The organism is Serratia sp. NPDC087055, assembly GCF_044900985.1.
Lineage (GTDB): Bacteria > Pseudomonadota > Gammaproteobacteria > Enterobacterales > Enterobacteriaceae > Serratia.
On record NZ_JBJDOG010000001.1, the window covers coordinates 966,848 to 989,937 of the forward strand.

Sequence of the window (23,090 nt, forward strand, 5' to 3'; positions counted from 1 at the left end):
TTTGCTAAATAGTTGTATATATTAGAGTGTGTTGAAAAAACCGCCCGCGCATCTGTCCGACTTTATGCGCTATTTCCGCCCAGGAGCCGCTATGAGAAGCATGCGTTTTTACCCAGAAGCCTGGCCGTTGCATACTGCCTTTGTTATTGCCCGCGGCAGCCGTACTGAAGCCAATGTGGTGGTGGTCGAAATTGAACAGCAAGGCGTGCGTGGCATCGGTGAATGTACGCCATATCCCCGCTATGGTGAAAGTGAAACTTCGGTGATGGCGCAGCTTGCTGACGTGGTGCCGGCCGTCGAGCAAGGCGTGACGCGTGAGCAACTGCAAGCCCTCATGCCAGCAGGTGCTGCGCGTAATGCTGTTGATTCTGCATTGTGGGATTTGGAATGCCGATTGAATGGTCATAATCTTTGGCAGCGCAGTGGCGTTGTAGAACCAGAACGTATTTTGATGGCGCAAACCGTCAGTATCGGTTCGCCGGAAGCGATGGCTTTCGCCGCACGGGAGCTTGAGCAGCAGGGCGCGCGATTGCTGAAGATCAAACTGGACAACCATTTGATCAGCGAACGGCTGGTGGCGATCCGTTCGGCAGTGCCGGATGTGACGTTGATCGTCGACGCCAATGAGTCGTGGCAGGTCGAAGGCCTGGCGGCCCGTTGCCAACTGCTCGCGGATTTGGGCGTGGCGATGCTGGAACAACCGCTACCGGCGACGGATGACGGCGCACTAGAAAACTTTATCCATCCGTTACCGATCTGTGCTGATGAGAGTTGCCATACCCGCAGTGATCTCGCCAAATTGGTTGGCTGCTATCAAATGATCAATATCAAGCTGGACAAAACCGGTGGTTTGACGGAAGGGCTTGCGCTGGCTGAGAAGGCACGGGAAGACGGATTTGCCATTATGCTGGGGTGCATGCTGTGCACCTCGCGGGCGATCAATGCCGCGTTGCCGCTGGCGCCGGGGGCGCGTTTTGTCGATCTGGATGGGCCGACCTGGTTGGCGAAGGACGTTGAGCCAGGGCTGGATTTTGAATGTGGGGCGATTAACCTCGCCCCATAACCGGTTTAGTCCGGGTAAGTCAGCAACTCTACCATGGCATCAAGGTAACTTTCGCTGGCGGCATCGGCTGATATCGGTGGGAATTCTGCGGTAATGCAGGGCAGCGACAAATCGGCGCACCAGCTGCCGAATGACCCTGGCGTCTCATAGCCAACGCTGGTTACCAGCGGCAAGGCAAACTTATGTGAAAGCCAAACGCCTAGCCGAGAGCTGGCTGGGTCTTCAATACAGGCCAAGGGCTCGTGGAACGACACGACCCAGTGTGGTTTCAGCCGATGGATCAGATGACACAGTGCCTGAGTTTCAGGTTCGGAGCCAGGGCGACCGCCGGTCGAGAGCTTGACATCCCGGGCCTCTGCTGCGCTGTTCCAGCGATAAACCGTGTCGCCTGAACGCCAGTTGGCCGCAGGAAAATTACGGTTGAGATCAACGCCGTTGGCATTGGCACGTAGCCCAAGCTGACAGCCATCGGGATTGACCGCCAGCACAACATGATGACGTAATTGGTTTGGCGCGATGCTGCGCAGTGCACAGGACAAGGTAACGATCGCGGCACCCTCATCACCGTGGGTGCCAGCGATGATCAGCCCGGTTTCTGGGCCACTGATGGCCGCTGGGAAATAGAGGAGCGGCGCGCCCAACAGCGAACTGCCGTAATTCTCTCCTGCAACGGCCAATTGGCCACGTTCACTGCGCGGTCGATGCTGGATCATGCTGTAGTCCCTGATTTAAAGGTCGAGAGTGATTATCATTTTATTCAGTGTATTACGGTTTTGCTTCTCTTTCCCAGAGCATTTGTGCACCCTTTGCGCAATGTGTGAACCGGCTGCAGCGAAAATGCTAATAAAACCGCACCAGGCAGGTTGCTGTTGTTATACCCCAAATAATTGGAGTTGCATCGAGGCGGCAACCGCATGAATCCCGATGAGCTTACTCAAGTCAGTGATTCGGGTGAGTAAGGGCAGCCAACAAAGATGCAGCTTCAAGTATTACGGGTATATACTAACGGCAGAAGCTAAGCCAATAACCAGCAAGGGGATTTAACATGCCAGTAGCCAGAATAGTCGCCAGCTATAGCGAAAATGATAAGGATACCATTACGTTGCTGTGTGGCGTGGACGAAGAAAACCAGATCCGTCAGGGGGAGTGGTTTGGCGTGGTGAAGAACGACGACGGGCGTGGAGATGAGTCAAACTATCCGTTTACCCTGCACGTCGACTACCAGAAAAACAGCTTCTATCTCGATTATGGCTATGATGATGCCGAATCGCGCCAGATGCAGAAAACCGATATTTCTGCCAAACCACTGGCTGAAAAAGGTTTCTTCACCATTTTTGATGAAGAAGAGGGTGAAGAGTTCAGCTACCGCATCAATAGCATTCACCTTTACGAGTAAAAACGTCTGAAGTAAAAATGCCCGTATCGACATTGTCGTGCGGGCATTTTTTATTGCCTGGCCCCCAGTTTTTGCATCTTGTCCGTCTCGAACTCTATGTGAGTCTACTCTTGTGCTATAAGATAAAAAATTCAGATGGTTAACTGGGGATGAATCAGAATGACGAGAAAAAAAATTCAACAGGGTTTTCGTTTGGCATTGTGTGCAGTGGCGATCGGCGCAGGATTGAACAGCGCGATGGCCGCACAGGTTCCCCCAGGCACCATTCTGGCGGAAAAACAGGAAATTGTTCGTCATATTAAAGATGAGCCGGCCTCACTGGATCCCATCAAAGCGGTGGGGTTGCCGGAAGCGCAGCTAGCGCGCGATTTGTTTGAAGGATTGGTGAATCAGGATGCCAACGGAAAGGTGATCCCTGGTGTTGCCACGCGTTGGCAAACTGCAGATAACCAAACCTATATCTTCACGTTGCGCAAAGATGCTCGCTGGTCCAATGGTGACCCTGTCACGGCAAAGGATTTTGTTTATAGCTGGCAACGGCTGGTTGAGCCCAAAAACTTGTCCCCTTTTGCCTGGTTTGCTCAACTGGCGGGTATCCAGAATGCGGATGAGATCATTGCCGGTAAATTACCTGCCGACAAACTGGGCGTCACGGCGCTGGATGACTACACCTTCAAAGTGCAGTTGAACAAGCCGGTGCCTTATTTTGTCAGCCTGACTGCCAACTTCAGTCTGTTCCCGGTGAACAAGACCGTCGTGGAGAAATTTGGCAACGATTGGACGAAAGTCGGCAATCTGGTCGGTAACGGTGCGTTCAAACTGCAAGAGCGGGTGGTCAACGAGAAGCTGGTATTGACGCCAAATGAACACTATTGGGATCACGCGCATACGGTATTGACGAAAGTGACCTTTGTACCGATCAACCAGGAATCCAACGCCACCAAACGTTATCTGGCCGGCGATATCGATATCACGGAGTCCTTCCCGAAGAATATGTATCAAAAGTTGCTGAAAGATATTCCGGGGCAGGTCTACACGCCGGATCAGCTTGGTACCTACTATTATGCGTTTAACACCCAACGTGCACCCACCAACGATGTACGGGTGCGTAAAGCCTTGTCTTACGCCATCGACCGCAAGATTATCGCCGAGAAGGTGCTGGGTACCGGTGAGAAACCGGCTTACCACTTCACGCCGGACGTCACCGCCGGGTTTAAACCTGAAGTGAGCTTGTTACAACAACAACCGCAGGCGGAGCTGGATGCGCAAGCCAAGGCATTGATGCAGGCCGCAGGTTATGGCCCGAATAATCCATTGAAGCTGACACTGTTGTATAACACCTCAGAAAGTCATCAGAAAATAGCGATTGCCGTGGCCTCAATGTGGAAGAAAACGCTGGGTATCGACGTCAAGCTGCAAAACCAGGAATGGAAAACCTACATTGATAGCCGTAATACCGGCAATTTCGACGTGGTGCGCGCTTCTTGGGTGGGGGATTACAACGAGGCATCGACTTTCCTGTCGTTGTTGAGCTCTACCCACAGCGGCAATATCGCCAAATTCAAAAGTGCGAATTATGACAAACTGTTGGCACAGGCCAGCCGTGAAACCAATCCCGCGTCCCTGACCACAGACTACAACAAGCTGGAACAGATCATCGCCGAACAGGCACCGATTGCGCCAATTTACCAGTACACCAATGGTCGATTAATCAAGCCTTGGGTGAAAGGCTATCCGATCACCAATCCGGAAGACGTGGCCTACAGCCAAACGATGTATATTACCCAACATTAATGACAGTTAATCCGGCTCCGTTAATCGGGGCCGGATTACGTTTGCTTGCCGAAGAATAAAATAAGCCTCTGGCGTTTATTTCATCCATGGCAATCATTCAGGCTCAAGCAAAATGGGCTTATTTTTATTTGGACAATTAATCCTGGTACGACGCGTAGCGTTATTTATCGCTTATAAGCTGTCCCGCATGGCATCGACCAGTACGCGACCTGTCATATCTGTTTGGGTAATGCGATAACTGGTTGGATAGGAACGGCGGGTACTCAAATGGTCATGGACTGAGACGTTGCCAACGTGTGCGCCCTGGGCGTTCTTGACGATAAATTCACTGATTTCTTCTTGGCCCTGATTTTGAAAACTGACACTGCGGATTTTTTCCAGCGTATCGCTGTCATCTAATTTTAAATGGTCACGTAACATAACTACCTCCTCGTAGTTAGGGAAGTATATGCCTCTGAAATTTGAGCTGGAACAGCTTTATGTTGATTTTTTATTGTTATTTTGAATTAAAATTGCTGTGAATATGTTAAGTCATAATAATGGCATCATCGCCAGCGCTTTATTCACTCTATTCGCCAAGATTGGAAATGATTTTATTTCATCTCGGTGATTATTAGTCTGCGTCTTGCTTAAATAATGCCTTGCGGCCAAGAGAAGACGGAAATACGCAGGCCACGTCATGCGCACAGCCGGGCACAATCAGTAAGTCACGCTTGGCGTGCGGGGCGATAAATTGCCGATCGTAAGCGGCATAAGCGATACCGCGTTGCAGCCGATAAGGGCCTTGAGCCTGCGCCGCGCAGGATTTATCGAGTATCTTGTAGAACGTGCCTGGTGCATTACCGGTATCTTTCTCGCCTTCAATGTAGGTGATATCTGCCATTGCATAGCGTTGACGTACAGACTCTGGGCTTTGTCCGAGAAAAGGGGGCATAGAATCAATGCCGTATTTCCAACGATTGATGTTCGGGCAAGCGTCCGTATTGCTCACAACCCAATCAAAGCGACAGCGTCCTTTTTGGTTACAGTTGCGCCAGTCGGCAGGGTGTGTGTTCTCTATCGGTTGTGGCCGTTGGCGATCAAAATAGAGCCAGCTGCCTGGGTCAGCGATGACATAACGCAGCGCCACGCCGGCAGGCGGTTTGGCAAATCCAGCATAGTGTTGCACAAATTGCGCACCGGCGGAAAAACCAGCAACGGTGATCGACTGTATTTGCGGCCATTTTATTTTCAGTTCGGCAACCAGACGATCCAGTGCGGTAAATGAGCTGGTTTGCCCCAGAGTGTCGAGGCCTCCCTCGATCCAGGAACTGCAACTCCACAGCGCGTCGCCTGCCTGAGCGGCTGGGACTCCCGGTGAATGGCAGTGCGTGGCCTGGCTGCCACTGACGGGGAACAGAGGGGCGACCAGCAGCGTGTCCCCCGTTCTGGCAGACAGTTGGGCGGCCTTAATGGCGGCCTGCAGTGTTTTACCGGCATCTCGCGGGTGGCCATGAATGACGACCAAAGCAGAGCGTGGGGAGTTAGCCTGCGGTTTAGCCACAAAGTACGGCAGTTGGCCTGACCCCGCCAGTTGTAGCGGGTAAGTTTCAGCATAGTGGTTCAGTGCTGGGCTGGCGTGCAGGCAGAAAGCGTACAAGAGCCCAGACAGGCTCACCAGACGGCAGAGCCGCGTTATTGTTTTCATTATCATCATTCTGCCGTTGCACTACTGTCAAACATGATTCTCTCCCACCGGGTATTCAGTCACTCCTTGGTATGCACAAGTATAGTGAGTTCGGGTCGGAGCGTGGGAGAAACCAACCCTTACAGCTTGGTCTTTGATCTGCATACCAATAACGCTAGACTCTCGGATAACTGAAAAGCAGAGGGGATGAGGAATGGAAGTCATTGAGGGGCGCGAGTTACAGGTTCCTGACGCAGTGTATGCTTACCAGCTTGACGGCAAGGGTGGCGTAACACCGATTGATTACGAAGATAAAGTCACCTGCGACGAACCTTGCTGGCTGCATCTCGATTATGCTCATTCAGCTAGCGCCGAGTGGCTGACCACCACGCCGCTGTTGCCGGATGCGGTAAGGGAGGCGTTATCTGGAGAAAGTTCGCGACCGCGCGTCAGTCGGGTTGGCGATGGCACCATGATCACGCTGCGCAGTATCAATTTCAACACTAACTCGCGGCCGGATCAGTTAGTGACGATCCGTGTTTATATGACCGACAAACTGATCGTGTCTACCCGTCACCGTAAGGTGTACTCCATTGATCAGGTGGTGAACGATCTGCAAAATGGCAGCGGGCCGACCAACAGTGGTAATTGGCTGGTGGAAATATCCGATGCGCTGACAGACCATGCCAGTGAATTTATCGAAGACTTGCACGATAAGATCATCGATCTGGAAGATGCGCTGTTAGAGCAACAAATCCCTGAACGCGGGCAGTTGGCGTTGATCCGCAAACAATTGATTGTACTGCGTCGCTACATGGCGCCGCAGCGTGACGTATTTTCCCGTTTGGCAAGCGATCGCCTGCCCTGGATGAACGATGATGATCGTCGCCGTATGCAGGATATCGCCGACCGGTTGGGGCGAGGGCTGGATGACCTGGACGGCAGCATTGCACGTACCGCGATCCTGTCCGACGAAATCACCACCGTAATGGCCGATGCGATGAATCGCCGTACTTACACAATGTCTTTGTTGGCGATGGTGTTTTTACCGACCACCTTTTTGACCGGGCTGTTTGGTGTCAACCTTGGTGGCATCCCTGGCAATACAGCGCCCTTTGGTTTTGGGTCGTTTTGCCTGATGCTGCTCGCTCTGGTGCTAGGCGTGGGCTGGTGGCTGAAGCGGCGTCGTTGGCTGTAACCAAAAAGCCCTGAAAACCCGGTTAACATTGAGCGATATCAACTTTTCCGGGGGGGAAATGGGGCATGATCTCTCCCGCAGGTGAATGCAACGTCAAGCGATGGGCGTTGTGCTCCATAATTGTCTTACTTTCTTATATTTAGAATTACTGCATAGCACATTGATTCATACGATGCCGGTTTAATCACCGGCATTTTTTTGTCTGTCATTTTCCCCGTCAGGCGGCACTCTCATCCCAAAAACTGGCCTCGATCTTGTGCCCGTCCAGATCGCGCACAAAGCAGCCATAGTAGGCCTCACCATAATGCGGTCGTGAGCCGGGAGCACCTTCATCTTTTGCGCCGGCCTGCAGCGCCTGGCGGTAGAAATCATCAACCTGTTGTTTGCTGGTGGCGAAAAATCCCACATGCAGACCGTTACCGGTTGTCGCCGGTTTACCATCGATCGGGATCTGCAACCAGAACTCCGGATAATCACGCCCATAGCCAATAGCACCAGGATGTTCTAACACCCGTCGGCAGCCTAATGCGGCAAGCGTGCGATCGTAAAAATCAGCTGCGGCTTCAAAATTATTGCTGCCGAGAGAAACGTGGGATAAGCAGGGGGTGATGTTCATCGGTAATCTCCTGGTTGCTGTATAAAAACACAGTATAGGATAAAAACCGCACTGTCCGACGAATTCTGCTGAAATTGCGAGCGGGATCAAAAACGGGGAAGGAAAGGAACCGCCCGCAGAGTGCGGGCGGTATATCGACTTACTTAATTTCGAGAACGTCTAAACGCACCGGGGCGGCGTCATCCGCATCTTCCGGTTGCCAGCCGATCGGTTGCATGGGGAGGTCTTCGCGGTCAAAGGCCAAATCCCCGCCGTCAACAACCTCACTACCGTGATGAATACCTTTAAAATCAAACAGGTTAAAGTCACTCAGGTGCGAGGTCACGACGTTCTGCGTTGCGCTGAACATGGTTTCCAGACGGCCCGGGTAACGTTTATCCCAGTCACGCAACATATCGCCAATGACCTGGCGTTGCAGGTTAGGCTGCGAACCACACAGGTTACATGGAATAATCGGGAATGCCTTGGCGATCGAGAAACGCTCAATGTCTTTTTCACGGCAATAAGCCAGCGGGCGAATTACCACGTGCTTGCCATCGTCGCTCATCAGTTTCGGTGGCATGCCTTTCAGCTTACCGCCATAGAACATGTTGAGGAACAACGTTTGCAGAATGTCGTCACGGTGGTGGCCAAGGGCAATTTTGGTCGCGCCCAGTTCGGTGGCGGTGCGGTAAAGGATCCCGCGGCGCAGGCGTGAACACAGCGAACAGGTGGTTTTGCCTTCGGGAATTTTGTCTTTGACGATGCTGTAGGTATTTTCCTCAACGATCTTGTATTCCACACCCAGGCTTTCCAGATAGGCTGGCAGAATATGCTCGGGGAAACCAGGCTGTTTTTGGTCGAGGTTTACCGCAATCAGTGAGAAGTTGACCGGTGCGCTCTGCTGCAGATTACGCAGGATCTCCAGCATGGTGTAGCTGTCTTTGCCACCGGACAGGCAGACCATAATACGGTCACCTTCTTCAATCATGTTGAAATCGGCGATCGCTTGGCCCACGTTACGACGCAGACGCTTTTGCAACTTGTTGAGATTGTACTGCTCTTTTTGGCTAATGGTTTGATTTTCTGACATTAAATCGTGCTCGTTCTCAATTGGGGGCACTATGGGCATGACGTTTTAGGCAGCGAGTTTAGCATTCTATGGGCTGATTGGGTATTTCATCCATACGCTCTTGGCCGCAAAGGCTGATTGCCGATTTTCAGTACACGCGAGCACGCGGTAAATCTTCCACCCGTGTGGTGTAAGCCGGAGAGAGAAACTCACGCTTCATCGACCATGTTTGCTGGTTTCCTTGTCCGGCAAACCACACCCCTGAATGCCCGGACTGATTGATTTTGTCCAGGGCGGCCATCAAACGTTCGCTGTTGGGGCGTGGCTGATATTCATCGAACAGGTCTAACTGAGCTACGCCTTGCGAGTAAAAGTCTTGCAGCATAACGCCGGCTTTTAGATAGCGGTGGCCGGGCTGCCAAATCTTATCAAGGCACCGAATCGCTGCTGCGATGATGTCGCGCGTATCTTGCGTTGGCGTACTGAGCATGATGTTCGCGGTGTTGCCATAATACTTTTCGTTGGCCGAGAAGGGGCTGGTTTTAACCCATGCGTTGATATTCCGGCAATATTGGTGCTCTGCACGCAGTTTTTCTGCCGCGCGGGAAGCATGCATACAGATTGCCTGATGCATATCACCATATTCGGTGACGCGTTCACCAAATGATCTGCTGCAAATAATCTGCTGTTTGGTTGGGGCAAACTCCTCGAGCGACAAGCAGGGTTCACCGCGCAGTTCACGTACCGTGCGTTCAATCACCACGCTGAAATGCTTGCGGATCATTGTGGTGCTTGCCTCCGCCAATTGCAGTGCGGTTTCGATCCCCATATTTTGCAGCTCTTTGGTTAGGCGTCTTCCGATACCCCAGACTTCCATCACCGGCACTTTCGCCATTAATTTTCGCTGCCGCTCCCGATTGGAAAGATCAACCACACCGCGGGTTTGTTCCCATTTTTTCGCTGCGAAGTTCGCCAGTTTTGCCAGCGTCTTGGTCTGGGCAATACCGACACCGACGGTGAGGCCGGTACATTGCAAAACGCGGTCGCGAACCTGGTGCCCGAACGTTGTCAAATCGACACAATTTTGTACGCCGGCAAGATCAAGGAAGCTTTCGTCAATGGAGTAAATTTCAACACGGGGGGCCATTTCTTCGAGCACGGCCATCACTCGCATCGACATATCGGCGTACAGCTCATAGTTGCTGCTGAATGCGATACCGCCTGCACGTTCAAAATCATGCTTTATTTTGAAGTAGGGCGCACCTGTTTTCAGGCCCAGGGCTTTAGCCTCTTTACTCTGCGCCACCACACAGCCGTCGTTGTTAGACAGCACAACAACGGGCCGCCCACGGAGGTCTGGGCGCCACAGTATTTCACAGCTCGCATAAAAACTGTTCACGTCGGCCAGGGCGTACATTATTTCAGCCTCGTGATGGTTGAAACGACCACGCCGACGATATTCTGCTCGTCGTTGTCATCCCGCAGCGGTATTGGCCGGAACTTCGGATTCATCGGCTCAAGCTGCGCGACAGGATGCAGACACAGGCGCTTAACGGTGAACTCGCCTGCGATGCTGGCGATCACGATATCGCCGTGGCAGGCGCCAATGCTTCGATCAACCACCAGCATGGATCCGTCGGTGATCCCGGCTTCGATCATGCTTTCTCCGGAAGCGATCAGAAAGTACGTCGCCGAAGGGTGGCTAATGCAGTATTCGTTGAGGTCAATCCGTGCGTGTATGTAGTCTTGCGCGGGGCTGGGAAAGCCAGCCGGGACATTATCGGCGTAAAGCGGAATGCGCTGTTTCTCTGGGGTTGGTGTGGGTAAAAAGTGTTTCATGGTGCATTTCTCTATACTGTTTTTATATACAGTATAATCGAATTTTAGCCATTACAACCATAAAGAAAGTCAGGGGCGAGACGATCGTCAGTTATCCCCTTGTTGGGCAAGATGATCCTCTCGGAAAAGTTTTAGGGGGTGGCTCACAAGCGCCAGTGTCCGTGCGTTTTTACGCTCAGAAACGTTTTTTATCTGTCGGGACACACAAAACCGGGCAGGATACTCTCAGTCACTCATGATCATAATGGGGTACCTGCCTGATGATACGTACCTGCCTGCGTGCAGCCCTCTTGCTTTGCCTGACGCCTTTTACCGCTAACGCCGTTGAGTGCTGTATTTTCTTGCAGCAGCCGCAGTTGTCACAGGTAAAAGCACAGACTCAGGGGGATGCCAACTATCAACGCCTGATACGTGATGCTGACAGTGCACTGCGAAAGCCGTTGCTCAGCGTCACTGATAAAGGCCTGACCCCGCCGAGCGGAGACAGGCATGACTACCTGAGCCTGGGGGCCTATTGGTGGCCGGATGCGAGTAAACCCAATGGGTTGCCTTGGGTTCGTCGCGATGGGCAGGTGAACCCGGCCAGTAAAAATGAACAGAGTGATGGCGTGCGGCTGGCAGAGTTCACCCAGCGGGTACAAACACTGGCATTGGCGGGGTATTTCTCCGGCCAGCAACGTTACAGCGATCGGGCGATTAGGCTGATCCGTACCTGGTTCATCGATCCATCAACGCGGATGAACCCAAACCTCAACTACGCTCAGGGTATTCCGGGCCGCGACAGCGGGCGCGGTAATGGCATTCTCGATGGGCGCTATTTTGCCATTCGCATTGTCGACAGCCTGTTATTGCTGCAACAGACTCCGGGGTGGACGGCGCAAGATGAAAGCCAGATGCGGCAATGGTTTGCCCGTTACCTCGACTGGTTGTTACACAGCCCAGCCGGTAAACAGGAGGGCGCCGCAAAGAATAATCACGGCAGTTGGTATACCGTGCAGGTAGCGGGCATTGCTGCCTGGCTCGGGCGTGACGACGTGGTGCGTGATATGGCCGTTTTGATGCAGCATAAGCTGGATGTGCAGCTTGCCGTCAACGGGACGCAACCGCAGGAACTGCTGCGTACTCGTTCGTTTCACTACAGTTACTTTAATCTGCAAGCCTTGGTCCTGATGGCGGGTTTGGCACAGCGACAGGGCATCGATCTCTGGCATTACCCTACAGAACAGGGCAGCTCATTATTGGCTGCGCTGGATTTTATGGCGCCTTATGTTGATGCGGCGCACCCGTGGCCTTATCCGAGTCTGGATCGGGTCGGGGTTCGTCTTGTTCCGCTGCTGATCCAAACCGACAGCATGCTGAAAACCAAACGCTATCAAACGGTGATTGAAAAAGCGCAATTTGACGTCAGGCAATGGCAGGGCAAAAGCAGTTACGTACGCGGTGCGGTGAAAGAGGCGCAGCGGCAAAGCTGGCTGGAAGCGGGGCGCGAACCGGTCGCGCCCCAATGATTTACTCAGCGGAGGTTTTTTCTCCTTTACCGGCCAGTAGACTGAGGAAGTCGTACTTTTCCTTCAGCTCTTTCTCGGCGGCCTGATACAACGCGCTGGCGACTTCCGGCTGCTGTGAGTTCAGGCGGCGGAAGCGCTGCTCTTTGAGCAGGGTTTCGGTCAGGTTGCTGTTGGGTGGCCGTGAGTCCAGTGCCAGTGCTGCTTTACCTTCATCTGCACGACGCGGATCGAAGCGATACAACGGCCAGAAGCCAGTGGCGGTCAACTGCTTCATTTGATCGTGGCTGAGTGCCAGATCGTAACCGTGCTCTTCACAAGGACTGTAGGCGATAATCAGGGACGGGCCCGGATAGGCCTCGGCTTCCTGAATCGCTTTCACCGTCTGGTTGAGCTGCGCACCCAGCGAGATTTGCGCGACATACACGTGGCCGTACATCATCATGCTGACGCCTAAGTCCTTACGTGCCTTACGCTTGCCGTGCTCGCCGAACTTGGTGACGGCGCCCAGTGGGGTGGCCTTCGACTGCTGACCGCCGGTATTGGAATAGCATTGGGTATCCAGCACCAGTACGTTGACGTTCTCGGTCAGGCTGAGGACGTGATCCAACCCACCGAATCCGATGTCGTAAGCCCAGCCATCGCCGCCAATCAGCCAGATAGATTTGTCCACCAGATAATCGGCGTCGGTCGCCAGCTGGCGTGCGTCGTTACCTTCAATCTGCATCAGCAGACTGCGCAGTTCAGCAATCTGCTGGCGGCGAGGTTCCGGAGCGATATCATCCATCTGCAGGGCATTAACCAACTGTGCCGGCAACTGCGGTGCCAGGGTGTTCAACAGACGCAACACGCGGCTGCGATGCTGATCGACCGTCAATCGGAAACCGAGACCAAACTCTGCATTATCCTCAAATAGCGAGTTGGCCCAGGCAGGGCCGCGGCCTTCGGCATTGGTGGTGTAAGGGGTGGTAGGCAAGTTGCCACCGTAAATAGATGAGCAGCCGGTGGCGTTGGCAATCAGTAGTCGATCGCCATAAAGTTGGGTCAAGAGCTTAATGTACGGCGTTTCGCCACAGCCGGAACAGGCACCGGAATATTCGAACAGCGGTGAGATCAGCTGCGACGTGCGAATGTCGATCCGTTCGAGCTGTGCAGGATCGATCTCCGGCAGTTGCAGGAAGAAGTCGTAATGCGCTTTTTCCTCAGCCAAATGCTCCAGGCGCGGCGCCATGTTGATCGCTTTGATGTCCGGGTTCTGGCGATCTTTCGCCGGGCACACCTCAACGCACAGATTACAGCCGGTGCAGTCTTCCGGGGCTACCTGCAGGACGTATTTCTGGCCACGCATATCGCGTGCCTTCACATCTAGCGATTGCAGTGAGGCAGGAGCATGTTCCATCGCTTCCGGTTGTACCACTTTAGCGCGAATCGCGGAGTGCGGGCAGGCGGCCACGCAGTGGTTGCATTGGGTGCACAGATCCGGCTGCCAAATGGGGATATCTTCGGCGATATTGCGTTTTTCCCACTGGGTGGTGCCAACCGGCCAGGTACCGTCAGGCGGGAAGGCCGACACCGGCAGTGCATCACCCAGTCCGGCCAACATCGCGGCAGTCACGGTTTTGACAAAGTCGGGTGCCGCGTCGGAGACCACGGGAGGGCGCATTGGGCTATTGTCGTTAACCGGCTGCAGCGGGATTTCAACCAGTGCGTCGAGCGTGGCGGCCAGCGCCTGCCAGTTACGTTCAACAATGTCCTGACCTTTGCTGCTGTAGCTGCGGGCGATGGCGTCCTGCAATTGCTGCAGCGCGACGTCGCTTGGCAGGATCTGGGTCAGGTGGAAGAACGCCATCTGCATCACGGTATTGATACGCGCACCGAGCCGGCATTCACGCGCCAATTTTGCCGCGTTGATAATGTAAAAACGCGCCTGACGTTGCAGCAGCACCGCCTGCACTTCCTGCGGCAGACGTGACCAGGCCTCTTCGGCACCGTATGGAGTATTGAGCAGGAAGATACCCCCTGGTTTCAAGCGTTCCGCCATCTGGTAGGTATCGATAAATTGCAACTGGTGGCAGCCTACAAAGTCGGCGCGGCTGACCAGATAGGCCGAGTTGATCGGGTGCTCGCTGACGCGCAGGTGTGACACTGTCAGGCCGCCGGCCTTTTTAGAGTCGTAAACGAAATAGCCCTGCGCGTACATCGGTGTGCTGTTGCCGATGATTTTTATGTTGTTCTTGGTGGCGGATACGGAGCCGTCGCTGCCCAAGCCGTAGAACAGTGCCTCCAACGAAGCACGCTGCGGTAGGGGGTCTTCACTGAGTGGCAGAGAAAGGCCGGTGACATCATCGAAAATGCCGACGGTAAAGCGCGGACGCGGTTTTTCCAATGCCAGTTCGTTAAATACCGCCAATGCACAGTCTGGCCCGAACTCCTTTGAGGACAACCCGTAACGACCGCCAATGACCATTGGCATACTGGCACGTTCACCACGGCTGAAGGCTTCGGCCAGCGCGGTCATCACGTCCAGATAGAGCGGCTCCGCTAATGCCCCCGGCTCTTTGGTGCGATCCAGTACGGCGATTTTTTTTGCGCTCTCCGGCAGAACGCTGAGCAGATGCTGCGCGGAAAATGGCCGGAACAACCGGACTTTCAACACGCCGACTTTTTCACCACGGGTCAGCAGGGCGTCGATCGCTTCTTCGCAGGTGCCGATAGCAGAACCCATCAGGATCACTACGCGTTCGGCCTGCGGGTGGCCATAATATTCAAAAGGTTGGTATTTCCGCCCGGTAATTTGGGCGAATGTGTCCATGGCATCAATCACATGCTGACACGCGGCGTTGTACCAAGGGTTGGTGGCTTCACGCGACTGGAAATACGTGTCCGGATTGGCGGAGGTGCCGCGTACCACGGGGTGGTCTGGCGACAGGGCGCGGCTGCGATGTGCATCAATCGCATCCTGTGGCAGCATTTGGCGCAGAACGTCGTCGCTCAGCGGTATGATCTTGTTGATTTCATGCGAGGTACGGAAACCATCAAAAAAATGAATAAATGGCAGGCGGCTGTTGAGGGTGGCGGTTTGAGAAATTAACGCAAAGTCCTGCGCTTCCTGCACATTGCTGGCACACAGCATGGCGCACCCCGTTTGGCGTACGGCCATGACGTCTGAATGGTCACCGAAAATTGACAGCGCGTGAGTTGCAATCGTCCTGGCGGCGACGTGCAGTACAAAGGGCGTCAGTTCGCCGGCCAATTTGTACAGCGTCGGGATCATCAACAGCAGGCCCTGCGATGAGGTAAACGACGTCGACAGCGCACCGGTTTGTAACGCCCCGTGTACCGTGGCGATAGCGCCGCCTTCGGACTGCATTTCCACCACTCGCGGTACGTCTCCCCAGATATTCTGGCGGCCGTCACCGGACCAGGCATCGGCTTGCTCTGCCATGGTCGAACTGGGGGTGATTGGGTAGATGGCAATCACTTCGCTGGCGCGATAGGCGACGGAAGCGACTGCGTTATTACCATCTGTAGTAATCATCGACTTTACCTTTCATTGCTCAAAAAGCTGCAGGAGTCACCTCTTGCAATAATTAACAAAAGTCTAGCAGAGGGATATATTGGCTCTTTATCGCGTTTGTGTGGCGGACGATAAATCGACAAAAATCGGTGTAAACGGATATTTCTTGAATTGAGACCGTTCTGTGATGGAGAATTGTCATGCTTGTTTAACGACAATTTATTTCCGGCACGTCATACTGGTAAAACGGCAAACTTACAGAAGAAAAAACGATGAGTGGATTTATGTATTTGGCCATGGCAATTGTTGCAGAAGTGATCGCGACAACCATGCTGAAAGCCTCTGAGGGCTTTACCCGCCTATGGCCGTCACTGGTGGTCGTGATTGGTTACGGTGTGGCTTTCTGGGGGCTGTCAATGGTGGTGAAAACCATGCCATTGGGGATTGTTTATGCTATCTGGTCGGGCATGGGCATTGTTCTGGTGTCGATTGCGGCAGTATTTGTTTATCAACAAAAGCTGGATCTGCCTGCTGTACTTGGCATGGGATTAATTATTGCCGGGGTACTGGTGATTAATTTACTGTCAAAAACTGCCGCGCATTGATCCTTATTCCAACATAAAAATAGCCAGCGTGACATTCAGCGGCGCTGGCTGAAAATTGCAGTAATAAATAACTGAAAATAATGGATTGATTATAATCATTGCTTTTCTCTCGGCAGTGTTTCACCTGCATCTGTCAGCAACATCAGCACTGTTTTCTCGCCTGCGTTTTGTGCCATTCGGCGTAGCTGAAATCGCCTGCAGGTCCTCAACCGTCCCCTCAATTCGCCCAAGGTTAACCCGCTCTCGGGCCTCGCACTGAGGGTTCGACATCTGCGCTGCCGACAAGACGGAAAAACCCGGTAACCATAATAATCACTGCGCTGTTCAAATAAACGCCAAATAATTGCAGGAATATATTTTCATTATTTATATATCAGGCTAGATTAAATAGGTTTGCATCAAAGATAACAAAACGCGTCCGCAATAAAGTGATGCGAGTTATCAGCAATGGCGATTTTACACAGCGAAGTTCCGGGTTCAGGAGTGGAATAATGACAACATCTAAATGGGTGCTGGCCAGTGCCGTATTGCTTTTGGCAGCCTGCAGCAGCAAGAATGAAGAACCAGTCCAACAAGGCAACAGTGCAAGAATCAATAGCTTACAGACTAGCGCAAACTGCGCCATCGTTGGCGGCGTCACTACCGTGACCCACAACTTGAACGGCGAGGCGATCAGAATGTGTCAGATGCCGAATGGCAAACAGTGCGAAGAATCCACGTTGGGCCGGGGCGCCTGCGCGAGCGCCGGCTAACGTAAAAGCGCACCAGACCGCCGGGCAGCCTGGTGCACAGGGATCACTGCACCCAATCGCGCAGTTTATAAACCAGGGTATGGTCACCGCCGCTCAGCGTTAACTGCTGTGCGCTGAGGGTTACTTTTGCCCCGTTGCTCAGCACGTCGCCGATCATTGCGTCCCACTGGTTGAGCTGCGGATCGGTGCACAGCATGCGGGTAGAGGCCAGGCCTTGCACCGTCAATACGCCGTCTTGCAATTGGCCATTGCCGAAGAAGCGGTTACACATGGCACCGGAAACGTGCATTGTTTCACCGAACTCGATATTAGGCCCATTGCCGTGCCCTGGCGTCACCGTTATACCGTCGACACTTTGCAGCACAAAGTGATGATGCAACAGATCGCTTTCTGTCACCGTCTTACTTTTCTGATTCATTCCACACCCGGCTAACAGCAGCACCGTTAACGCCACCAAGATAGGCTTGTTCATCGGCTCTCCTTGCTATACCCGTCATACTTGAAACTGCCTCTTTGTTGGCTGCGTCTGCTCACCCCGGTTACCTGGTTGACCAGGCTCCCGGGGATTTACAGGCTTGCCGCCTCGACGCAACGCCAATTATCCAGGGTATAAAAATCAGGCATTGAGCTGGTTAGGGCAGTTCTCGCCGCGATCCAACAGGTTCACGTTTTGTAACGTGGTTTCCGATATGCTGGTCAGCGCCTCTTCCGTCAGGAAAGCCTGATGACCGGTAAACAGCACGTTGTGGCAGGCTGACAGGCGGCGGAAAATATCGTCCTGAATCACGTCATTGGATTTGTCTTCGAAGAACAAGTCACGTTCGTTCTCATACACGTCCATACCCAGAGCGCCGATTTTTTGCTGTTTCAACGCATCAATCGCTGCTGATGAATCAATCAGACCGCCACGGCTGGTGTTGATGATCATCACGCCATCTTTCATGGCTGAAAAAGCGTCGGTGTTCAGCAGGTGGTGATTTTCCGGCGTTAGCGGGCAGTGCAGGGTGATCACGTCAGACTGTGCGTACAGCGTTTTCAGATCGACGTATTCTGCACCCAATTCCAGAGCCTCATCGCTTGGGTATGGGTCATAAGCCAACAGTTTCATGCCGAACCCTTTCAGGATACGCATGGTGGCGACGCCAATTTTACCGGTGCCGATGACCCCGGCAGTGCGGTTATGCATATTGAACCCAATCAGCCCTTCGAGCGAGAAATTGGCATCACGGGTGCGTTGGTAGGCGCGGTGAATACGGCGGTTAAGGCACATCATCATCCCTACCGCATGTTCAGCAACGGCTTCGGGTGAATAGGCCGGTACGCGCACCACCTTGATGCCCAATTCTTTGGCGGCATCCAAATCCACATTGTTGAAGCCCGCACAGCGCAGCGCCAGGATTTCGACGCCTAATGCCGCCAGCTCTTCAAGGACTTCACGGCTACCGTCGTCGTTGACGAAGATGCAGATAGCTTTACAGCCGGCGGCGTTTTTGGCGGTTTTTTTACTAAGCAAGAAGTCAAAGAACTCCAGCTCGAAGCCAAACTGCTGATTCACCAGTTCGAGATATTTACGGTCATACTGTTTGGTGCTGTATATCGCCAATTTCATCGTGGTTTCTCCCGCGTGATTTTGTGATCAATTTAACAGATTTTGGTAAATTCTACAATTGGTTAGCCCATGTCGGTAACGCTAAAAAGTGGTATGGGTCATCAGGTGAAGCTGTATCAATAAAGGTAGCTGGCGACGCTGAAACAGGCAGGATATTCAGTGTGTGCAGGAGGGTAAGGGACGTTGCTGAGCAGAGGATAAAAAAAATCCCCACGGGGGAGTGGGGAATGGCTTCTCTAGTATAGTTAGCTAGCAGCTGACTTTTGTTAGAATGATTGCAAGACTATTAATGATCAAATGTAACGACAATAACAAAAGTCTGAAACAGGTCATATACATGCGGTGAATATGTAACTAAAGCTTACAGGCTCCGTATCAATGCCTGTAAAAGTGCCTGTACGGGGTATCTTCGTCGGCCTCGGCTTCACCCTATGTCAAATTCATGCCATCATTATTGCTAATTCAGGCATAGACTTACCCTAAACGGCCTTGGGTCCGAAAAAGAGTGCCTCACTCAGGAATGAAGCAATCATTTAATGACTAAGCGATTGAAAGTATTCATAGGGATTGTGGTTAGCACGTTGATCCTGCTGCTGGCGCTATGGCAAACATTGCCGCGCTGGCTACCCCGCGTGCTTTCTCACTGGTTGCCGCAAGGTAGCCAGTTGGTTTTGCAGGGCAAACTGCAGTGGCAACAAGGGGCATTGCAGTTGGATGGCGCCCGTTTTTTAGCGCAGGACTGCTTACTTGCCGCCGTCGGACCGACACGTTTGGCTTATCATCAAGGGCGTTGGCAACTGGTCAGCGACACGCTGACTATCGATAGTGCCTGTTTATCAAAATTGCCTCCCGGTGACGCCAGCAGTGCGCCACTGGCGTTAGATCAATTGCAAAAGCAATTGCCGCTATTGGATATCACCATCAAGAATCTCGCAGTGACCCCATGGCAATACTATGCCGGAAAACTGCAGGTCCATTCCTCCGCAGAGGGCCAGCGTTTACAGTATCAAGGGCCAAACATCAGCGTTGACGCGTTGTTGGACCCGCATCAACAATTGACACTCAACGACCTGACATTGTCTGCACCAAACAGCCCGCAGCCGTTGCATCTAACGGGCAAAATCGCCATTCCGCTGGATTTGGACAGCATCCCGGCTCAGGGGGCCCTGCAGGGTGAAATGCAGACCGGTTACCTGAAAAAGCCGTTGCTGTTGGATATGCGCTGGCAACAGCAGCAGGGTGTGCTGACGCTGACGGAAAAGGGTGAAGACAAACCTTTGGCAACATTGCCGTGGGAAATCAACGCGCAGCAGGTCAGTATTACGCAGGGTGAGTGGCACTGGCCATACAGCCAGCAGCCGCTTAACGGCGGGGTGAGCATTGCACTGCACGATTGGAGCAAAGGGTTTGATGAAACCCAGATCAGCGCTCGTTTGAACGTTATCACCGACGGTCACAATGGCAAAGGCAATGCGGTGTTGACGTTGGGGCCGGGTAAAATCGGGCTGATCGACAGTAATCTGCGCTTCCAACTGACCGGACAGGCGAATCTGGCCGACTTCTCGATGACCGCCTCGATTCCCGGCATTATCAGCGGCACTATCCTCAACCCGACGCTGGTATTACAGCCAGGGGCGTTGCTACGCCTGTGGGGGAGCGCTACGCCAGAAATGAAGCTGGAAGAGGCTCGTTTGCCGCTGGCTGGCGTAAAAGTCACTGCTGCCGGTATTACGGGGCGTTTGCAGGCCATTATTAACGCCAGTGACAGTTACTGGGGCCGTTTCAAGCTGCATCTGGATGGCAAAGCGCAGGACTTTTGGCCAGATCACGGTAACTGGCAATGGCGCTACTGGGGCAATGGGCAATTGCCACCGTTACAAGCCACCTGGGACGTCGCCGGCAGCGGCAGTTGGCAGGACAGTACACTGACTCTCGATCGCCTTTCTACCGGTTTTGACCAGTTGAAGTACAGCATCGTGACGGTAGATGCGCCGCGCCTGAGTCTCAGTCAGCCGCTGCGATGGCAGCGTGATGAGCAAAATCCCGCGTTCAACGGTGAGCTGCAACTGGTCTCGGGCAAGGTGAACTTCACTCAGGGTGGTTACCTGCCCGCGCCCGTGCTGTCACTGCAACTGCAGGGCAAGACGCCGGACAGTTTTCAGTTACAGGGCAAGTTGCAGGCTGAGCAAATAGGGCCCATCGCGTTACGTGGCCGCTGGGACGGTGAACGTTTACGTGGTGAAGGCTGGTGGCCTAAACAGCCGCTGAACGTGTTCCAGCCACTGATTTCGCCCGATCTGAATATCAAACTGCGCGATGGTGAGTTTTACGCTCAATCTGCATTTTCCGCCGCTCGGGAACAAGGCTTTGAGGCGGGGGGCCATTGGGTGGTGAAAAATGGCGGTATGTGGTTGAAAGACGGTGAGATGAGCGGTCTGGATTTCGTCATGTCGTACCGGCTGAAAAACCATTTGTGGCAGTTGGGTGCCAAGCGACCGGTGATGCTGCGCATCAAATCATTCAGTAACCTGTTTGAAGTGCAGAACATCACTGCCGATCTTCAAGGCACCTATCCTTACAGCGATCAAGCCCCTCTGACATTGAGCAATGTCGGCATGGACGCCTTGAATGGGCATATCAGCCTGTCGGCGCTGAGAATGCCGCAGCATGACGCCGCCGTATTGAAACTAGACAAAGTTGACCTCAGCGCGTTGTTTACCGCCCTGAAGCCAAAACAGTTTGCGATGTCCGGGCGGGTTGACGGTGAATTACCGCTGTACCTGAATCACCCCAAATGGTTGGTGCATAACGGTTGGATCGCCAATTCAGGCATGTTGACGCTACGGCTGGACAAAGACATGGCCGATGCGATTGGCAGCAACAATCTGGCGACCGGTGCGGCGATTGATTGGCTGCGCTATATGGAGATCAACCGCTCACAGGCCCGCGTTGATCTCGACAACCTCGGTGAGTTGACGCTGAAAGCCCGAATTGACGGCGTCAATCCGCAAAAAAGCGCCAAGCGGGAGGTTATCCTGAACTATAGCCATCAAGAAAACGTGTTTCAGCTTTGGCGCAGTTTGCGCTTTGGCGACAATTTACAGGAGTGGCTTGAGCAGGCCCTCTCAAAACCAGGGGAACAACCATGAAAATTATTAGCGGACCTTTACTGGTTGCCGTGCTGAGCACGTCTATGCTGAGCGGCTGCGTGCCGCGCATTGAGGTCGCAACACCTAAAGATCCGATCACCATCAACATGAATGTGAAGATCGAACATGAAATTCACATCAAAGTGGATAAAGACGTCGAAAATCTGCTGAAAGACCAAAGCGGTTTATTCTAGGAGCCAACATGAAAAAACGTTACTTAGGCTTGATTGGCGCCGGTTGGTTGTTCAGCAGCATGGCGATGGCACTGACACTGGATGAAGCCAAGCTGCAGGGGCGCGTAGGGGAAACGCTCAGCGGTTATATCGCACCGGTGAAGCAGGATGCCGAAACGCTGACGTTGGTGAAAAGCATCAATGCCGGGCGCACTGAAAAATACCAGCAAGTTGCGGATGGTAACCATATCGCCATCGACGATGTAGCGCGTATGGCCGGGCAGAAACTGGTGTCGCGTGCACCCGCAGGGGAGTATGTACGTGGCATTAACGGTCAATGGCTGAAGAAATAAAAAAAAGCGCGCCATCAGGCGCGCAATAAAATACAGCATTGGATTTTTATGAGGGTAATGCAGGTGTGACAGGACTTGGGGCTTTCCGTTGCGGCTTCGCAGGGGCATAACGCCCCTGCGTGGGGCATCAGGCGGCAACAACCTGTGCCAGCACAGCCTTGGCATCGGCTTGTGCTTTGGTCGCGACGTCTGGGCCGTAGGCGATGCCTTCCGCGAACACGAACTCAACGTCAGTGATACCGATAAAGCCCAGGAACAGACGCAGGTAAGGTTCTACCAGGTCAGTTGGCGTACCTTTGTGAATGCCACCGCGGCTGGTCAGGATGATGGCACGTTTACCTTTTACCAAGCCTTCAGGGCCATTTTCGGTGTAGCGGAAAGTGACGCCGGCACGGGCAATCAGGTCGAAATAGTTTTTCAACTGGGTTGGGATGTTGAAGTTGTACATCGGTGCTGCCATAACGATAGTGTCATTGGCCTGCAACTCAGCGATCAGCTCATCGGACAGCGCCAGTGCTTCGATTTGACGCGGAGTCAACGGCGCATCAGAAGGGCGCAGCGCGCCAACCAGCTCACCGTCCAGCACCGGAATTGGCTGTGCAGCCAAGTCACGCACGGTGATGGTGTCGTTGCCATGGGTATTGGCCCACTGTTCAACGAAGAAATCGGCCAGTTGGTTTGACTGAGAATAGCCCGCCAGGATGCTTGATTTGAGAACCAATACTTTGCTCATCGTTAATTCCTTACGTTATGACAGTGACATCAGGACGAAGCGTCCCTTGCATGCAGTACACTCTATTCACA

Annotated in this window: 21 protein-coding genes; 10 read left to right on the forward strand and 11 right to left on the reverse strand. The window is 53.2% G+C overall.

The genetic code is table 11. The features are described from left to right. Nucleotides 1–91: 91 nt before the first annotated feature. Nucleotides 92–1,063 (forward strand): L-Ala-D/L-Glu epimerase, encoded by a 972-nt coding sequence (gene ycjG, locus ACI2J2_RS04675; RefSeq protein ID WP_404759531.1) that lies wholly within the window; start codon nt 92–94, stop codon nt 1,061–1,063. Nucleotides 1,064–1,068: 5 nt separating this feature from the next. Here ycjG and mpaA read toward each other — a convergent pair whose 3' ends face one another. Then, complete coding sequence (gene mpaA / locus ACI2J2_RS04680) at nt 1,069–1,776, reverse strand: murein tripeptide amidase MpaA (RefSeq protein WP_209633738.1); 708 nt, start codon at nt 1,774–1,776, stop codon at nt 1,069–1,071. Between the two features lie 332 nt (nt 1,777–2,108). On the opposite strand from mpaA, the gene ACI2J2_RS04685 reads away from it, so the two are divergent. Beyond that, nucleotides 2,109–2,459 (forward strand): hypothetical protein, encoded by a 351-nt coding sequence (locus ACI2J2_RS04685; protein ID WP_265553442.1) that lies wholly within the window; start codon nt 2,109–2,111, stop codon nt 2,457–2,459. Between the two features lie 159 nt (nt 2,460–2,618). After that, nucleotides 2,619–4,253: an ABC transporter substrate-binding protein gene (locus ACI2J2_RS04690; protein WP_209633734.1), complete on the forward strand. Its 1,635-nt coding sequence runs from the start codon at nt 2,619–2,621 to the stop codon at nt 4,251–4,253. A 171-nt stretch (nt 4,254–4,424) separates the two neighbouring features. Here the strand turns inward: ACI2J2_RS04690 and ACI2J2_RS04695 are convergent, their stop codons facing one another. Beyond that, nucleotides 4,425–4,673, reverse strand: a complete 249-nt coding sequence (locus ACI2J2_RS04695) for a hypothetical protein (protein WP_209633732.1) — start codon at nt 4,671–4,673, stop codon at nt 4,425–4,427. A 193-nt stretch (nt 4,674–4,866) separates the two neighbouring features. After that, nucleotides 4,867–5,940 carry a hypothetical protein gene (locus tag ACI2J2_RS04700; protein WP_404759532.1) on the reverse strand — a complete coding sequence of 358 codons (1,074 nt, stop codon included), beginning with the start codon at nt 5,938–5,940 and terminating at the stop codon, nt 4,867–4,869. A 193-nt stretch (nt 5,941–6,133) separates the two neighbouring features. Between ACI2J2_RS04700 and zntB the strand changes: the two genes are divergently transcribed. Beyond that, nucleotides 6,134–7,117, forward strand: coding sequence for a zinc transporter ZntB (zntB, locus tag ACI2J2_RS04705; protein WP_209633728.1), 984 nt, complete (start codon nt 6,134–6,136; stop codon nt 7,115–7,117). Nucleotides 7,118–7,334: 217 nt separating this feature from the next. Here the strand turns inward: zntB and ACI2J2_RS04710 are convergent, their stop codons facing one another. The 4 genes from ACI2J2_RS04710 to umuD form a co-directional block, all read right to left on the reverse strand. Then, nucleotides 7,335–7,733 carry a VOC family protein gene (locus ACI2J2_RS04710; RefSeq protein WP_209633726.1) on the reverse strand — a complete coding sequence of 133 codons (399 nt, stop codon included), beginning with the start codon at nt 7,731–7,733 and terminating at the stop codon, nt 7,335–7,337. A 139-nt stretch (nt 7,734–7,872) separates the two neighbouring features. Next, on the reverse strand, nt 7,873–8,805 hold the full coding sequence (gene ttcA, locus ACI2J2_RS04715; RefSeq protein WP_404759533.1) for a tRNA 2-thiocytidine(32) synthetase TtcA: 933 nt from the start codon (nt 8,803–8,805) through the stop codon (nt 7,873–7,875). Nucleotides 8,806–8,932: 127 nt separating this feature from the next. Beyond that, nucleotides 8,933–10,201, reverse strand: coding sequence for a translesion error-prone DNA polymerase V subunit UmuC (gene umuC, locus ACI2J2_RS04720; RefSeq protein ID WP_404759534.1), 1,269 nt, complete (start codon nt 10,199–10,201; stop codon nt 8,933–8,935). Beyond that, complete coding sequence (umuD, locus tag ACI2J2_RS04725; protein WP_209633720.1) at nt 10,201–10,623, reverse strand: translesion error-prone DNA polymerase V autoproteolytic subunit; 423 nt, start codon at nt 10,621–10,623, stop codon at nt 10,201–10,203. Before umuD ends, umuC begins: the two co-directional genes overlap by 1 nt. A gap of 263 nt (nt 10,624–10,886) precedes the next feature. On the opposite strand from umuD, the gene ACI2J2_RS04730 reads away from it, so the two are divergent. Further along, a complete protein-coding gene (locus tag ACI2J2_RS04730; RefSeq protein WP_404760271.1) occupies nt 10,887–12,131 on the forward strand; it encodes an alginate lyase family protein in 1,245 nt (414 codons plus the stop codon). 1 nt (nt 12,132) lies between these two features. On the opposite strand, the gene nifJ is transcribed toward ACI2J2_RS04730, so the two are convergent. Then, the gene (gene nifJ, locus ACI2J2_RS04735; RefSeq protein ID WP_404759535.1) at nt 12,133–15,666 is read right to left on the reverse strand and encodes a pyruvate:ferredoxin (flavodoxin) oxidoreductase; all 3,534 of its coding nucleotides are present in this window, start codon (nt 15,664–15,666) and stop codon (nt 12,133–12,135) included. A gap of 251 nt (nt 15,667–15,917) precedes the next feature. Between nifJ and ACI2J2_RS04740 the strand changes: the two genes are divergently transcribed. Together ACI2J2_RS04740 and ACI2J2_RS04745 are read left to right on the forward strand one after the other, a co-directional pair. After that, on the forward strand, nt 15,918–16,250 hold the full coding sequence (locus tag ACI2J2_RS04740) for an SMR family transporter (RefSeq protein ID WP_209633715.1): 333 nt from the start codon (nt 15,918–15,920) through the stop codon (nt 16,248–16,250). Between the two features lie 491 nt (nt 16,251–16,741). Continuing rightward, nucleotides 16,742–17,002, forward strand: a complete 261-nt coding sequence (locus ACI2J2_RS04745; RefSeq protein ID WP_209633713.1) for a DUF333 domain-containing protein — start codon at nt 16,742–16,744, stop codon at nt 17,000–17,002. Between the two features lie 43 nt (nt 17,003–17,045). Here the strand turns inward: ACI2J2_RS04745 and hslJ are convergent, their stop codons facing one another. Continuing rightward, entirely contained in the window at nt 17,046–17,474 is a 429-nt protein-coding gene (gene hslJ, locus ACI2J2_RS04750) for a heat shock protein HslJ (protein ID WP_209633711.1), read from the reverse strand. Nucleotides 17,475–17,618: 144 nt separating this feature from the next. Continuing rightward, complete coding sequence (locus tag ACI2J2_RS04755) at nt 17,619–18,611, reverse strand: 2-hydroxyacid dehydrogenase (RefSeq protein WP_209633709.1); 993 nt, start codon at nt 18,609–18,611, stop codon at nt 17,619–17,621. A gap of 536 nt (nt 18,612–19,147) precedes the next feature. Here ACI2J2_RS04755 and ACI2J2_RS04760 point away from each other — a divergent pair. The 3 genes from ACI2J2_RS04760 to ACI2J2_RS04770 are packed head-to-tail and all read left to right on the forward strand — an operon-like array spanning nt 19,148 to nt 22,286. Further along, a complete protein-coding gene (locus ACI2J2_RS04760) occupies nt 19,148–21,760 on the forward strand; it encodes a YdbH family protein (protein WP_404759536.1) in 2,613 nt (870 codons plus the stop codon). Continuing rightward, nucleotides 21,757–21,954 (forward strand): YnbE family lipoprotein, encoded by a 198-nt coding sequence (locus ACI2J2_RS04765; RefSeq protein ID WP_209633704.1) that lies wholly within the window; start codon nt 21,757–21,759, stop codon nt 21,952–21,954. Before ACI2J2_RS04760 ends, ACI2J2_RS04765 begins: the two co-directional genes overlap by 4 nt. A gap of 8 nt (nt 21,955–21,962) precedes the next feature. Continuing rightward, a complete protein-coding gene (locus tag ACI2J2_RS04770; protein ID WP_209633702.1) occupies nt 21,963–22,286 on the forward strand; it encodes a YdbL family protein in 324 nt (107 codons plus the stop codon). Between the two features lie 127 nt (nt 22,287–22,413). On the opposite strand, the gene azoR is transcribed toward ACI2J2_RS04770, so the two are convergent. Further along, nucleotides 22,414–23,019 carry an FMN-dependent NADH-azoreductase gene (gene azoR / locus ACI2J2_RS04775; RefSeq protein ID WP_037415646.1) on the reverse strand — a complete coding sequence of 202 codons (606 nt, stop codon included), beginning with the start codon at nt 23,017–23,019 and terminating at the stop codon, nt 22,414–22,416. Nucleotides 23,020–23,090 lie beyond the last annotated feature (71 nt).